Source organism: Kitasatospora sp. NPDC127111 (assembly GCF_042677465.1).
Taxonomy (GTDB): Bacteria; Actinomycetota; Actinomycetes; order Streptomycetales; family Streptomycetaceae; genus Kitasatospora.
Genome location: NZ_JBHXTG010000014.1, coordinates 1 through 14,275, shown reverse-complemented (window position 1 = coordinate 14,275; position 14,275 = coordinate 1). Strand labels below are relative to the sequence as shown.

General features: G+C 74.7%; 12 protein-coding genes. All 12 read right to left on the bottom strand.

The features are described from left to right. Nucleotides 1-155 precede the first annotated feature (155 nt). A complete protein-coding gene (locus ACFVHB_RS11885; RefSeq protein WP_380319047.1) occupies nt 156-596 on the bottom strand; it encodes a hypothetical protein in 441 nt (146 codons plus the stop codon). A 39-nt stretch (nt 597-635) separates the two neighbouring features. Continuing rightward, a complete protein-coding gene (locus ACFVHB_RS11880; protein WP_380319044.1) occupies nt 636-1,334 on the bottom strand; it encodes a cytochrome P450 in 699 nt (232 codons plus the stop codon). A gap of 354 nt (nt 1,335-1,688) precedes the next feature. Beyond that, the gene (locus ACFVHB_RS11875) at nt 1,689-2,342 is read right to left on the bottom strand and encodes a 4'-phosphopantetheinyl transferase (RefSeq protein WP_380319041.1); all 654 of its coding nucleotides are present in this window, start codon (nt 2,340-2,342) and stop codon (nt 1,689-1,691) included. Beyond that, nucleotides 2,339-3,172 carry a metallophosphoesterase family protein gene (locus ACFVHB_RS11870; RefSeq protein ID WP_380319038.1) on the bottom strand — a complete coding sequence of 278 codons (834 nt, stop codon included), beginning with the start codon at nt 3,170-3,172 and terminating at the stop codon, nt 2,339-2,341. The genes ACFVHB_RS11875 and ACFVHB_RS11870 overlap by 4 nt, the downstream gene beginning before the upstream one ends. Continuing rightward, nucleotides 3,169-5,034: a dipeptide ABC transporter ATP-binding protein gene (locus ACFVHB_RS11865; RefSeq protein WP_380319035.1), complete on the bottom strand. Its 1,866-nt coding sequence runs from the start codon at nt 5,032-5,034 to the stop codon at nt 3,169-3,171. The genes ACFVHB_RS11870 and ACFVHB_RS11865 overlap by 4 nt, the downstream gene beginning before the upstream one ends. After that, nucleotides 5,031-5,852, bottom strand: a complete 822-nt coding sequence (locus ACFVHB_RS11860; protein ID WP_380319032.1) for an ABC transporter permease — start codon at nt 5,850-5,852, stop codon at nt 5,031-5,033. The genes ACFVHB_RS11865 and ACFVHB_RS11860 overlap by 4 nt, the downstream gene beginning before the upstream one ends. A 3-nt stretch (nt 5,853-5,855) precedes the next feature. Beyond that, nucleotides 5,856-6,809 (bottom strand): ABC transporter permease, encoded by a 954-nt coding sequence (locus tag ACFVHB_RS11855; RefSeq protein ID WP_380319029.1) that lies wholly within the window; start codon nt 6,807-6,809, stop codon nt 5,856-5,858. Between the two features lies 1 nt (nt 6,810). Next, complete coding sequence (locus ACFVHB_RS11850; RefSeq protein WP_380319026.1) at nt 6,811-8,469, bottom strand: ABC transporter substrate-binding protein; 1,659 nt, start codon at nt 8,467-8,469, stop codon at nt 6,811-6,813. A gap of 81 nt (nt 8,470-8,550) precedes the next feature. Then, a complete protein-coding gene (locus ACFVHB_RS11845; RefSeq protein ID WP_380319024.1) occupies nt 8,551-8,988 on the bottom strand; it encodes a nuclear transport factor 2 family protein in 438 nt (145 codons plus the stop codon). A gap of 80 nt (nt 8,989-9,068) precedes the next feature. Next, complete coding sequence (locus tag ACFVHB_RS11840) at nt 9,069-9,488, bottom strand: ester cyclase (RefSeq protein WP_380319021.1); 420 nt, start codon at nt 9,486-9,488, stop codon at nt 9,069-9,071. 39 nt (nt 9,489-9,527) lie between these two features. Then, nucleotides 9,528-10,289 carry an SDR family NAD(P)-dependent oxidoreductase gene (locus ACFVHB_RS11835; RefSeq protein ID WP_380319018.1) on the bottom strand — a complete coding sequence of 254 codons (762 nt, stop codon included), beginning with the start codon at nt 10,287-10,289 and terminating at the stop codon, nt 9,528-9,530. Next, nucleotides 10,274-14,263 carry an SDR family NAD(P)-dependent oxidoreductase gene (locus tag ACFVHB_RS11830; RefSeq protein WP_380319015.1) on the bottom strand — a complete coding sequence of 1,330 codons (3,990 nt, stop codon included), beginning with the start codon at nt 14,261-14,263 and terminating at the stop codon, nt 10,274-10,276. Before ACFVHB_RS11830 ends, ACFVHB_RS11835 begins: the two co-directional genes overlap by 16 nt. Nucleotides 14,264-14,275: the final 12 nt, after the last annotated feature.

The following is a 14,275-nucleotide window of genomic DNA, read 5'->3' as shown; positions in this document are numbered from 1 at the left end:
CCCCCCTGGGAAAGGCCGCGGCTCCCACGCCGAGCGGTGGTCCGACCACGCGCCCGTCACGGCGGTCTTCGACCACGACTCCTAGTGGCACCTGGGGCCTCCGAGCCCCAGGTGATGCGTCGTGACGGTCGTGTGCCGACCGCGCGTGCGTGAGCTCACGGAGAGCGGAGGGCCCGCTCTGCCGTGCCGGCGGCCTCGTGGGTTCCGTGAGGGGTCTTCTCCCAGGCGAAAGGGGCGACCGCCAGCTGGTGCACCGAGCGCCAGGCGGCGATGGACCAGAGCAGGGAGTACAGCGGCACGAACACGGCGTGCCAGGGGGACGCGAGTCGGGCACGTCTGGCGGCGGCGTAGGTGATGACGATCCACAGGGCGGCCGAACCGGCTTGCGCGGCGATCGCCGGAAGCACCAGGCCGGAACCGGTCGAGGACCAGCTCTGACCGAGCACGGCGATCAGGGTGAGGGCGGTGACGACGGGCTGGACAAGTGCGGTGACCGGGGCGGCGGCGACGACACCGAGCAGGGAGAGGAGTCCGGAGGCGTGGAACCGGCGAAGTGTGTGGCGGTGGTTGCGGGTGTGCACCGTCGTCGTCAGCACCGCTCACGGAGGTGTCGAGCCTGAGCGGGGCCTGGTTGGTCACCGCTCGCCCTCGCGCGGGGTGGTGTCCGTGGTGGGGGTGCGGCCGGTCGCCCGCAGGCGCAGGCCGCCGGGGATCAGGGTGGCGACCAGCTTGGGACGGACGCGTTCGGCGCCGGGGAGCGGCCGGAGCTGCCAACGGCCGGTGATGGTGGCAAGGGCGAGGGTGGCCTCGATGAGCCCGAACTGTTCACCAATGCACTTGCGCGCTCCGGTGCCGAACGGGACGAAGCCCTGGCGCGGCGGCTGCGGGGCCTCGGGCGCCCAGCGGTCGGGGCCGTAGCGCTTCCACGTGTGGAGTCGGCCGGAAGCGGCCCCGGCGGGGGTGGGCGGGGCAGGGGCCCGCGGCACCCCGGCGGCGCGCAGCACCGTGCTCATGAGCAGGCGCTTGCGGTCGGCGGTGTGATGGTCGAACCCGGCCAACAAGTCCCTCTGGTGACCGGGGATGCCGAGCAGGGTCCGGTCGACGGGGGTGAGGTCCTCGCGGCCGGCGGCAGCGCGAAGGTAGCAGCGCACACCGTCCAGCGCAGCCGGATACCCGCCGTCGCTCGTCAGCAGCCGGTACGCCAGGACGGATTCCAGGACCCGGCTCCCGCAGGCCGACCGGGCCCGCCCCGAGTGATCGAGCCGCGCGTACAGGTGGTCGCACAGACGCCGAAGCAACGTTTCGGCGACCACGGGAGCCTGATGGGTCGTCATGGCCGCGGCCGGTTCTGTCCGGCCGCAGCCGAGCAAGGCATTTCAGTCATCTCCGACTTCCGGGCTTTCGACAGGTGCAGGTCAAGCGTGATCGCGTGCAGTCTCTACCCCCGGCGGCTGAGCGGGAAACGAGAGCGGGAGGCCGCCCGCGGGCCGTCTGCGACGTGTGTTCCTCTCGCTGTGCTGTGGCCCTATCGTCGGGCGAACCTCGGCCCCGCAGCGCCGGGCGGAGATCATCGACGCGATCGAGGCCGCCGCCGCCAACCCCTGAGCATCTGCACGCGGGCCGGCCACTCGGGATCGGCACCCACGGCGAGATGCGAGCCAGGTCCGGCCGAGGGAGCCGTCGGGCCGTCAGGTCAGCAGTTCCGTGGCCGCGGTGAGGAGCAGGCCGTCGGCGGCCAGCCAGCGCCCGGCGAAGCCGCGGGGCAGCGGACCGGTGCCCGCGCCGGGCAGGCGCAGCCTCGCCCACCAGGTGCCGTCGGGGGAAAGGACGATGTCGGCGCCGTCGAAGTCCAGCTCGCGGCCGGTGAGCGGGTACCAGGCCTTGAACACCGCCTCCTTGGTGCTGAACAGGAGCCGGTCCCAGCACACCCCCGGGGAGGAGCGCCGCAGGCCGGCCTGGCGGGCGCGTTCCTGCGGGAGCGAGACGGCCGCCAGGACGCCGGGCGGGAGCGGCTGGTGGGGCTCGGCGTCGATGCCGATGACGGGCAGGACGGTCCGGCGGGCCACCGCGGCGGCCCGGTAGCCGGCGCAGTGCGTCATGCTGCCGACGATGCCGCGGGGCCAGCGCGGTTCGCCTCTCGGGCCGACCGGGATGGGGACGGGCGGGACGCCGAGCCGGCCGAGCGCCCGGCGGCCGCAGGCGCGGACGGCGGCGAACTCGGCCCGCCTTCCCGGCACCATGTCGGTGGTGAACGGCGCTTCCTGGGGCAGGACTTCGGCGTCGTCCCGGTCTCCGAACGACTCGGCCCAGGCGACCGCCCCGGGCAGGACGAGGTGGATCACGCCCGCCCCCGGGGGAGGATCCGCCGCGGCCCGACCGGCCCGCCGCGCGGGGCCCACTCGCGGGGGTGGCCGAGCGACACCTCCTCGAAGGGCACGCCGTCCGCGACGGTGCGGCGCGGGATGTGCAGGTGCCCGTGGACCACGGCGGCGGCCCGGTGGCGCAGGTGCCAGTCGGCGGTGCGTTCGGTGCCGCACCACAACGCGAACTCGGGGTGCCGCGGGACGTGGGTGGGGTCCCGGCGCAGCGGGAAGTGGTTGATCAGGACGGTCGGCAGCTTCGGGTCCCGCTCACCGAGGCGCCGTTCGCTCTCCTCGATGCGGGCCCGGCACCGGGTCTCCCGGTCGGGGTACGGGTCCGGGTGGAGCAGCATCTCGTCGGTGCACACCACGCCGGCGGCGTACGCGGCGGCCAGCGCCTCGGCCTTGGTGGCGGTGCCGCGCGGGCGGAAGGTGTCGTCGTAGAGGAGGAACAGCGGGGCGACGGTGACCGGTCCGCCGGGTCCGGTCCAGACGGCGTACGGGTCCTCGGGGGTGAGGACGCCGATGCTCCGGCGGAGTTCGACCGGGGTGCGGTAGCGTTCCTCGCCGCGCAGTCGGACCGGGTCGTCGGGCGGGGTCCACCGTTCGTGGTTGCCGGGTGCCCGGACCACCTTGGTGTACCTGGCGGCGAGCGGGCGCAGGGCCCAGGCGACGTCCTCGAAGCGTTCCGCGACGTCACCGGCGACCATCAGCCAGTCGGCGGCGGTGTCGGGCCGCAGGTCAGCCACGATCCGCCGGTTCTCGGGGTACCCGATGTGCGGGTCGCTGACGGCGAGCAGGCCGCCGGTCATCCGCCGACCCCCGGCCGGGCCGCCGCGGCGAGGAGTTCGCGGGTGTACCCGTCGCTCGGGTCGGCGAAGACCTCCTCGACGTCACCGGTCTCGACGAGCCGTCCGTCCCTCATCACGGCCACCCGGTCGGCGAGGTGCCGGACGACGCCCAGGTCGTGCGAGATGAACAGCATGGCGAGGCCCAGGTCCCGGCGCAGGTCGGCGAGCAGGTCGAGGATCTGCGCCTGGACGGAGACGTCGAGCGCGGAGACCGGCTCGTCGCAGACCAGCACCCGCGGGGCGGATGCCAGGGCCCGGGCGATGGCGACGCGCTGGCGCTGGCCGCCCGAGAGCTCGGCCGGACGGCGTTCCAGCAGGATCGCCGGGAGGCCGACCTGGTGGAGCAGGGCGGTGGTGCGGCGGCGCCGCTCACGGCCGTGCGGGACGCCGGTGCGGGCGAGCGCTTCGCCGATGATCCGTTCCACCGGGTACCGCGGGTCGAAGGAGGACAGCGGGTCCTGCTGGACGGCCTGGATGCGCAGCCGGTCGGCCCGTCGCCGTCGTTCGGGAAGGGCGCTCCACGGGCGGCCGTCGAGCAGGACGGTGCCGGTGTCGGGCTGTTCCAGGCCGAGCACGATCCGGGCGGCGGTGGTCTTCCCGGAGCCCGACTCGCCGACCAGGCCGAGGGTCTCGCCGGTGCCCACCCGGAAGGACACGTCGCGGACCACCGGCCGGCCGCCGTAGGACTTGCCGATCCCGTCGACCTCGATCAGCGCCGCGTTCGGGCGGCCGGACGGCACCGGCGCGGACGGCACCGGCGCGGAGGAGACCGCCGCGGAGGGCACCGGCGCGGAGGGGACCGGCGCGGAGGGCACCGGCGCGGAGGGGACCGGCGCGGAGGGGACCGAGCCGGACCGCGCGACGGCGTACGCGGCCGCCGCCCGGGGCGGCGTCTTCCCGCCGGGGTGCCAGCAGCGGGCGCCGTGCCCGTCGACCGGGGGCAGCGTCTCCCGGCAGATCGCGTCGGCGGCGGGGCAGCGGCTCGCGTACGGGCAGCCGTCCGGCCCGGGCGGGGGTCCGTCGAGGGCCGGGACGGACAGCCGGCGGCCCCGGGTGTGGTGGCCGGGGACGGCGGCGAGCAGCGCCCGGGTGTACGGGTGCCGGGGGTCGGCCAGGACCCGGTCGGTCGGACCGGTCTCGACGACGCGGCCGCCGAACATCACCGCCACCCGGTCGGCGAGCCGGGCGACGACGGACAGGTCGTGGCTGATCAGCAGCAGCGCGGTGCCGTCCCGCCGGAGCCGGTCGAGCAGGTCGAGCACCTGCGCCTGGACGGAGACGTCGAGCGCGGTGGTGGGTTCGTCGGCGATCAGCAGGTCGGGGCCGCCGGCCAGCGCGGAGGCGATCAGGGCGCGCTGGCGCAGTCCGCCGGAGAGCTGGTGCGGGTACTGGGCGGCGCGCTGCTCGGCGCCGGGGATGCCCGCGTCGGTGAGCAGCGAGCGGACCCGGCCCACCAGCTCGGCCCGCGCCGCGAGCCGGTGGACCTTCAGCGGTTCGGCGACCTCGGCGCCGACGGTGCGCAGGGGGTCGAGCGAGCTCAGGGCGTCCTGGAGGACCAGTCCGATCCGGCGGCCGCGGAGGGTGCGCCACTCGGCCTCGCCGAGGGCGGTGAGGTCCCGGCCGTCGAAGGTGAGCCCGCGTGCGGTGACGGTCGACCCGGGGCCGGTGAGTCCGACCAGGGTGCGGGCGGTGACGCTCTTGCCCGAGCCGGACTCGCCGACCACGGCGAGGCATTCGCCCCGGTCGAGGGTGAGGGAGACGTCGCGGACGGCGTGTACGCCCCCGAAGCGGACGTTCAGGTCCTCGGCGGTGAGCAGGGTCATCCGGCGGCCCTCCGGGTGAAGCGGCGCTGCGCGCGGCGGCCGACGGCGTTGACGGCGAGGGCGGTGAGGGTGATGGCGGCACCGGGGAAGACTCCGGTCCACCACGCGGTCTGCAGGAAGCTGCGGCCCTGGGAGAGCATCGCGCCCCATTCGGGGGACGGCGGCTGCGGGCCGAGGCCGAGGAAGCTGAGCCCGGAGGCGGCGATCAGCGAGGCGCCGAAGCCGACGGTGGCGAGGACCAGCATCGGGTCGACGGCGTTCGGCAGGACGTGCCGCAGGATCAGCAGCGGCCGCGGCAGGCCGAGGACGGTGGCGGCCTCGACGTAGCCGGAGCGGCGCACCACGAGTGTCTCGGCGCGGACGATCCGGGCGTAGCCGGGGACGAAGGCGATCGCGATGGCGATCATCACGTTGACCGAGCCGGTGCCGAGCACGGTGACGGCGAGCAGCGCGAGCAGGATCGGGGGCAGCGCCAGCAGGACGTCCGCGGCCCGCATCAGCACCTGGTCGGCGACCCGTCCGCCGAGTGCGGCGGCCAGGCCGAGGGCGGCCCCGCCGGCGACGGCGAGGACGGTGGCGCCGAGGCCCAGCAGCACCGACGGCCGGGTGCCGTACAGCACGCGGGCGTACAGGTCGCGGCCCAGCTGGTCGGTGCCGAACCAGTGCTCGGCGCCGGGGGCGGTCAGGGCGTGGACCGGGTCGGTGTCGACCGGTGAGGTGCGGGTGAGCAGGCCGGGTGCGAGGGCGGCCAGCACGATCAGGGCGAGGAGGGTGTACGCGAGCACCTGGGTGGTGCGTCCGGCGGCGGGGCGAGCCATGGGTCACCTGCTCCTGAGGCGTGGGTCGATGGCGAGGTACAGCAGGTCGACGAAGGTGTTGATCACCACGAACACCAGCGCCGAGAGCAGGACCAGTCCGATCACCAGGGGCATGTCCTTGTTGGTGGTGGACTGCAGGCTCAGCGCGCCGATGCCGGGGCGGCCGAACACCGTCTCCACCAGCACGGCGCCGCCGAGCAGCGAACCGGTGAGCCAGCCGGTGAGGGTGACCACCGACGCCGCCGCGTGCCGTACGGCGTGGCGCAGCAGGACGGCGGCGCTGCCGAGCCCGCGGGAGCGCGCGGTGAGGGTGAACGGCCGCCCGAGCGCGGCCTCCAGGCCCTCCCGCAGCACCTGGGCGAGGACCCCGGCGAGCGGCAGGGCCAGGGTGACCGCGGGCAGCACCAGGGCGGGCAGGCCCTGGTCCCCGGCGACCGGGAAGACCCGCAGCTGGAAGGAGAACACGGTCAGCAGCAGGATGCCGGTCCAGTAGGAGGGACTGGAGACGGCGAGCAGTTCGGCGAGCGAGCTGGCGGCGCGCAGGGCCGGCCGGCGACCGGCCGTCGTCAGGGCCGCGACCAGGGCCAGGACGACGGCCAGCGCCAGTGCGGCGAGGGCGAGTCGGACGGTCGGGCCGAGCTGGTCGCCGATCAGGTCGGCGACCGGCTGCTGGAGCTGGTACGACTCCCCGAGGTCGCCGGTCAGCAGCCGGCCCAGGTAGTGCAGGTACTGGAGGGCGATCGGCTCGTCCAGGCCGTACTGGGCCCGGATCTGCGCCTTGACCTCGGGGGTCGCGGCGGTGCCCGGGCCCAGCATCACGGTGACCGGGTCACCGGGGATGGATTGGAGCGCGGCGAACGCGACCGTGGCGGCCCCGAGCAGCACCGCGAGGGCGCCGAGCAGCCGTCGTACCGCCCCGCGCAGCAGCCGGGGGACCGTCAGGCCGGTTTCACTCATGTCACTTGCCGATCCAGGCGTCGTGGAAGTTCAGCCAGGTGTTGGGGTCGGCGGTGAGGCCGTGGACCTGGGTGGAGTAGCCGACCTCGGCGGTGCGGACGTACACCGGGACGATCAGGCCGAGCTCGATGGCCCGCTGCTGGGTCCTGGCGTACACGTCCTGGCGGACGGTCCGGTCGAAGGTGCCCTTTCCGGTGTTGGTCCACTCGTCGAGCTGGGCGTCCTGGTAGAAGGTGGCGTTCTGGCCGCCCTTGGCGGGCTGGCTGGCGCTGTTGAAGTACAGCCGCAGCACGTCGGGGTCGAAGCGGGCCCAGCTGTAGTCGGCGATGTGCTCCTTGCCGCCGTACACGTTGGAGATGTAGGTGCCGATGTCCAGGCGGGGGCGGGTGACCTCGACGCCGATCTTCTTCAGGTCGGCCTGGATGGCCTGGCCGAGGGTCTCGCGCTGCTCGCGGACGAACTCGGCGGGCGGCAGGGGCCATTCGAGGGTGAGCCGCCGGCCGTCCTTGGTGCGGTACCCGTCCGCGTCGCGGGTGGTCCAGCCGGCGTCGTCGAGTGCCTTGTTGGCGACCGACTGGTCGTAGGGCCAGCTGTTCTCCAGGGACTTGTCGTAGGAGGGGGTGGTCGGGGAGACCGGACTCCAGGCGCGCTTGTAGGCGCCGAAGTAGACGCTCTTGACGTCGGTGTCGAGGTCGATGCCGCGCTGGACGGCCTTGCGGACCTGCGGGTCGTCCAACGGCGCCTTGCTCGTGTTGAGCACCAGCGCGTAGTTGGCGCCGGGCGCGTCGGTGGCGAGCACCTTCAGCCGGCTGTCGCCCCGCACCGTCTTGACGCCGGACGGCGGGATCGGGTCCGCCACCTGGACCTGCCCGCTGTTGAGGGCGCCGAGGCGCACCGAGTCCTCGGTCAGGAAGCGGACGGTCAGCTTGTCGAGGTGGGCCGGGCCCTGGTGGCCGGCGCCGGTCGGTGCCCAGTTGTAGTCGGGGTTGCGGGTGAACACGGCGCTCTGGCCCTTGGTGTAGCCGGCGAAGACGAACGGCCCGGTGCCGACGTCGGCGGGGCCGCCCGCGCCGAGCTTGGCGCCGTTCTCCTTGATCGTCTTCGGCGAGTAGAAGCCCAGGTAGGGGGTGCTGGCCGCCTGCAGGAAGGGGGCGAAGGGCTCGGCGAAGTCCACCTTGACGGTGTGCGCGTCGACCACCTCGGTGCCGGTGTAGGGGCCGAGCAGGCTGGCCGCGTACTGCGACTTGGTCTCCTTCGCCACGATCCGGTCGAAGTTCACCTTCACGGCCTCGGCGTCGAACGGGGTGCCGTCGGTGAACTTCACTCCGTCGCGCAGGTGGAAGGTGTAGCTCTTCAGGTCGGCGGTGTTCTCCCAGGAGGTGGCCAGCCACGGCTGGAAGTCGCCCTTGGCGTCCTGGTGGACCAGCGAGTCGAAGACGTTGCGCTGGATGGCGCCGGTGATGTCCTGCTGGCTGACGTGGATGTCGAAGGAGATCGGCTCGACGTCGGTGGCGTAGGTCAGCGACCCGCCCTGGACGGGCTTGGCCGCGGCGGCGTCCTGCGCCGGCCCCGCCCCGCCGGAGCCGCAGCCGGTCACGAGCAGGGCCGCTGCGGTGAGGGGGGCGAGCAGTGGGACGGGACGGGGACCGGTTCTGGCCATGCTGGTGACTCCGTTGCGAGAGTGAGGGGTTGAGCTGGGTGAATGCCCGAAAGCTAGCCGCCGCGCCGGAGCCGCGGACCCCTAGCCAACCCCTAGCCCACCCCTGAGGGGCCCCTTCGCCGGCCGGGCCAGCGGGTAGCGCGGCACCGAGCGGCGGTGGGCGATCCGCCAGCCGTCCGGGGTGCGGGTGTACGTGTCGAAGTAGTCGCCGTTGTGCACGCTGCCGTCGGCGAGGACCGCCAGGTACCGGCTGCGCCCGCGCACCGTGCCGTCGGGGTCGACGGTGAACACGCTGTCCACGGTCTGGTGGTCGGGCGACTCGTCACCGAGGTCGCGGCTGAACGCCCGGATCTCCTCGAGTCCCTTGAACCGCGCTCCGGTCCGGGCGAGTTCGATGCTGCCGTCGACGGCGAACACCTCGCCCAGCGCCTCGGCGTCGGCGTTGTCGAAGGCGTGCGAGAAGCGGGCGAGCAGCTGCCGCAGCTGCTCGGCGTCGGCCGGGTTCGGTCCGGTGGTCAAGGGGTTCTCCTTCGGGGAGCGGACGGGGGGCCCGGCCGGTGGACGCCACCTGCCGGGCCCCGCGGGGTACGGGGGTGCGATCAGACGGCGGCGGGGGTCAGCTGCCGGATGATGCCGAGGCGGTCCGGCAGCACGTTGTAGCGGACCACCTTGCCGTCGCGTATGGTCAGCCGGCTGATGCTGTGCCCGGTGAAGCTGCGGCCGGTGCCGGGAACGCCGAACACCGGGCCGACGTGGACGCCCTCGATCCGCCAGTAGGCGATCACCAGGTCGCCCTCGGCGACCAGGTCCTCGACGGTGGCCTTGACGTCCTTCACGGTGGACCACAGCACCCGCAGGTGCTCGCGGAAGTCCTCGCGGGTGCCGGTGCCCCCCGGCCCGACCGCGGTCTCGTCGGCCGCGTCCTCGGCGACCAGCTCCTCCAGCAGGTCGATCCGCTGCTCACTGACCAGCTCGTGGTAGTAGCGCTCCACCAGTGCCTTGTTCGCCTCGATGCTCATCTTCACTCTCCTCAATGAGTTGAACGGGTGATCGGTGCGTCAGCGGGCGGGCGGCGGCAGCAGGATGCCGCCGTTCGCGCTCAGCCCGCCGTCCACCGGGACGGTGACCCCGGTGACGTAGGAGGCCGCCGGCGAGGCCAGGAACCAGACCACCTCGGCCTGTTCGCGCGCGTCGGCCCAGCGCTGGGCCGGGATCCGGCGGGTGATGAAGGCGGAGAACTCGGGGTCGGCGACCTGCCCGGCGGTCAGGGCGGTGACGGTCCCGCCGGGGGCGATCGCGTTCACCCGGATGCCCTCCGCCGCGTAGTCGATCGCCGCGCCCCGCACCAGGTTGATCACAGCCGCCTTGGTGGCGTTGTAGGCCCAGGTGCCGGGGTCGCCGCGCAGCCCGGAGACCGAGGAGGTGGCGACGATCGCCCCTCCCCCGGCCGCGCGCACCGCGGGGACGGCGGCACGGATGCCGAGCGCGACCCCGCGCACGTTCACCGCGAACAGCCGGTCGAAGCGCTCGATCGAGCCGGCCGACTCCAGCGGCCCGGCACCGGCGATGCCCGCGTTCAGCACCGCCGCGTCCAGCCGTCCGAAGCGTTCCTCGGCGAGCGCGACCGCGCGGAGGTTGGTGGCCTCCTCGGCGACGTCGCCGGCCAGCGTGGCCACGCCGTCGAGCCCGGCCAGCACGTCCAGGCCCGCCTTGTCGACGTCCACCGCGACCACGCGGTGCCCGCGTTCCGCGAACAGCCGCACCACCGCCTCACCGATGCCCGATGCCGCGCCGGTGACCAGCACTACCGGGTCGACCATGTCTCCTGCTCCTTCGTCTCGATCCACTGCCGGACGGCGTCCGCCGTCGTCGGGGTGTGCTGCTCCAGCACGGTGAAGTGGTCGCCGGGGACGTCCCGCACCTCGTGCGGCACCGGCCAGTGGGCGCGCCAGTCCTGACGACCGGTCGGGTCGACGACCGTGCCGCGCAACGGGGTGTCGGCGCGCAGTGCCAGGATCGGCGCGGCGACCGGGCCGGGCCGCCAGCCGTCGAAGACGGTGTTGTAGCCGCCCATCGAGGTGAGGCTGGCGTCGCTCCAGACCATGTCGTACTGCTGGATCCGGTCGAGCATGCCGGTGAGCATCGCGGTGAGCCACCAGTCGCCCATGCCCTCGCGCACCGCGCTGTCGATCGGGTACGCGTCCACCAGGGCGAGCCCGGCGACCCGTCGGCCCGCCGCCTCCAGCCGCTCGGTGACGGCGTGCGCGACGCAGCCGCCCATGGAGCGGCCGATCACCACGAACGGCCGGTCGGGGCCGACCAGTTCGATCACCTTCTCGGTGTGCAGGGTGAGGAAGGTGTCGAGGCTGTCCGGCAACCACTCCTCCGGGTCCCAGCCGGGCGAGGGCAGCACGAACACGTCGCGCTCGCCCTGGAACGCGTGCCCGAGCCGGGCGTACTCGTGCGGGCCGGAGATCGCGCTGAGCGCCGGGAAGGCGACCACGGCCAGCGGACGGTCGCCCGAGGCCAGCCGGATCGGCTCCAGGGCGTGCGCGGCCCGCTCCCCCAGGGTGAACCGCGAGCGCAGGTGGGAGGCGACACCGATCAGCGCGGACGCCTCGGCGAAGCTGCCCTGCGCGGCCAGCCTGCGGTACAGCGTGGACAGCGGGTGCCGCGGGTCGTCGCCGGATGCCGCGACCGGCTCGGCCGCCGCGACTCCACCGAGCAACTCGCCCAGGTGTCCGGCCAGTCGGACCGGATCCGGCCGGTCGAAGGTGACCGTCGGGGCCAGTCGCAGGCCCGTTGCCGCGGTGAGCCGGTTGCGCAGTTCGACGGCGGCCAGCGAGTCCAGCCCGAGGTCGTTGAACGGCCTGCCGGGGAGGACCGCGGCCGGCTCGGTGCCGAGCACGGCCGCCACCTCGGTACGGACCAGCTCCAGCAGCGCCGCACCGCGCTCCTCACCGCTCAGCGCGGCCAGCCGCGACGCCAGGGCCGGACCGCCCGTCCCCGCTGCCCGGGCGGTCCCCCGGCGCGGGGCCGGGACCAGCGCGCGCAGCAGAGCGGGCAGCGCCGGCTGGGTGCGCAGAGCCGGCAGGTCGAGGGGCGCGACCACCAGGTGGGCGCCGCCCACCCGGGCCGCCGTCTCGAACAGCCGGGCGCCGCGATCCGCCTCGATGACCCGCAGACCGGCCCGGGCCGCCCGGCGGTGGTCGGCCTCCGTCAGGTGCGCGGTGATGCCGCTGGCTTCGGCCCACTGGCCCCAGGCCAGCGACTGCGCGGGCAGACCGATCGCCCGGCGGTGCGCGGCCAGCGCGTCCAGGTACGTGTTCGCAGCGGCGTAGCTCGCCTGCCCCGGCCCGCCGAGCACGGCGGCGACCGAGGAGTAGAGGACGAACGCCGCCAGGTCGTGGCCCCGGGTCAGCTCGTGCAGATGACGCGCCCCGTCCGCCTTCGGACCCCACACCGCCGCCAGCCGCTTGGCGGTCAGCGCCGAGAACACCCCGTCGTCCACCACACCCGCCGTGTGCACCACCGCGGTCAGCGGACGGTCCACCGGGATCCCGGCCAGCACGGCCGCCAGCGCCTCCCGGTCACCCACGTCCGCCGCCGCGATCGTCACCTGCGCACCGAGCGCCTCCAGCTCGGCCCGAAGCCCCGCGGCGCCCGGCGCGTCCGCACCACCGCGCGAGACCAGCAGCAGGTGACGCACCGACCGCTCGGCCACCAGGTGCCGCGCCAGCAGACCGCCCAGCACGCCCGTGCCACCGGTCACCAGCACCGTCCCGGACGGATCCCACGCCCGCTCGCCGGACGCCTCCGGCGCCACCCGCACCAGCCGCGGCACGTGCACCCGGCCCGCGCGCAGCGCCAGCTGCGGCTCCCCAGCGGCAACCGCCGCCGCCAACCGCCGTTCCGAGGCGCTCGCACCGTCGGTGTCCACCAGCACGATGCGCCCCGGGTGCTCCGACTGCGCCGACCGCAGCAGACCCCACACCGGCGCTGCCGCCAGGTCCGGCGCCTCGTCCGCGGTGACGGCCACCGCACCACTGGTCACCACCACCAGCCGCCGGTCGTCGTCGGGCGCGGCGGCCAGCCAGTCCTGCACCCGCTCCAGAACCTCCACCACCACCCCCTCCTCCCCCGGTACCCGGAGCTCGTGCCAGTCCGCGTCCGCGTCCGCGTCCGACGCGGGCACCGTGGTCTGCGGCCAGTCCAGCCGGAAGAGCGCGTCGCGGTCCTCGCCGCCGGCCGGGGCCAGCTGCTCGGCGGAGACCAGCCGGGCCCGCAGGGCCGCGACCGAGGCGACCGGCTCGCCGGTCTCGTCGGCGACGTCCACCGAGATCGCCTCCGGCTCGGTGTAGCGCAGCCGGACGCGCAGCGAGCTCGGCCCGGAGGCGTGCAGCCGCACGCCGGTGTACGCGAACGGCAGCCGGCTCACCCCGGTCGGGGTGTCGCTCAGGCCGTGGTGGGCCGTGATGTGGACGGCAGCGTCCAGCAGGGCGGGGTGGATGCCGAAGCGGTCGGCCTCCTCCCGCCGGTCCGCCGGGAGCGCGACCTCGGCGTAGAACGTGTCGCCGTCGCGCCAGGCCGCCCGCAGGCCCCGGAACGCGGGCCCGTAGGCGAGTCCGGCCGCCGCGAGGTCCTCGTACACGTCGTCGACCGCGAGCGGTGCGGCGCCCGCCGGCGGCCACTCCCGCAGGGTCGCTCCCGGGGCCGGTGGAGTGCTCAGCAGCGTGCCGGAGGCGTGGCGGGTCCACTCGCCGTCCGTACCGGCCGGCCGGGAGTGGACGGTGACCGCCCGGGCTCCGCTGCCGTCCGGCTCCTGGACGGCGACCTGGAGGTGAACCGCGCCGCGTTCGGGGAGCAGCAGCGGCGCCTCGACCACGAGCTCGTCCAGCGTGGTGGCGCCGACCTCGTCGCCGGCCCGGATCGCGAGTTCGATGAGAGCGGTGCCGGGGACGATCACGGTCCCCTGGACCGCGTGGTCGGCGAGCCACGGATGGGTGGCCAGTGACAGGCTGCCGGTGAGCAGCGCACCCCCGCCCTCGGGGAGCCGTACCGCGGCGGCGAGCAGGGGATGCCCGGCGTCGGCCTGTCCCAGGCCGCCGGCGTCTGCGATCCGGGCGGCGGGCTCGAGCCAGTAGCGGCGGCGCTGGAACGGATACGTCGGCAGGACGAGCCCGGACGGGCGGTCACCGCCGAGCAGCGCGGTCCAGTCGACCGCGTGGCCCTGGACGTGGACCCGGGCCAGCGCCGCCACCGCCGTACCGGCCTCCGCACGGTCACGGCGCAAGGCGGTCGCGGTGACCGGGGCGTCCAGGATGCCGTCGACCAGGCCGGTCAGCGTCCCGTCCGGGCCCAGCTCGACGTACGTCGTCACGCCCTCCGCGTCCAACGCCGCCACCACATCGGCGAACCGGACCGCTTCGCGGACCTGACGCACCCAGTACGCCGGATCGGTGATCTCCTCCACCGACGCCACCCGCCCGGTCACGTTCGACACCACCGGGACGGCCGGAGCGCGGAACTCCAACTCCCGCGCCACCGCCTCGAAGTCGGCGAGCATCCCGTCCAGGTGCGCCGAGTGGAACGCGTGACTCACCCGCAGCCGCCGCGTCCGCCGCCCCTCGAAACGCCCGGCGACCTCCTCCACGGCCTTATCGTCGCCGGAAATCACCACCGACCGGGGCCCGTTGACCGCCGCCACGTCCACGCCGGCGACGAGTGCCGCCCGTACCTCCTCCTCCGTCGCCTCCAACGCCACCATCGCCCCACCACCCGGCAACGCCTGCATCAACCGCGCCCG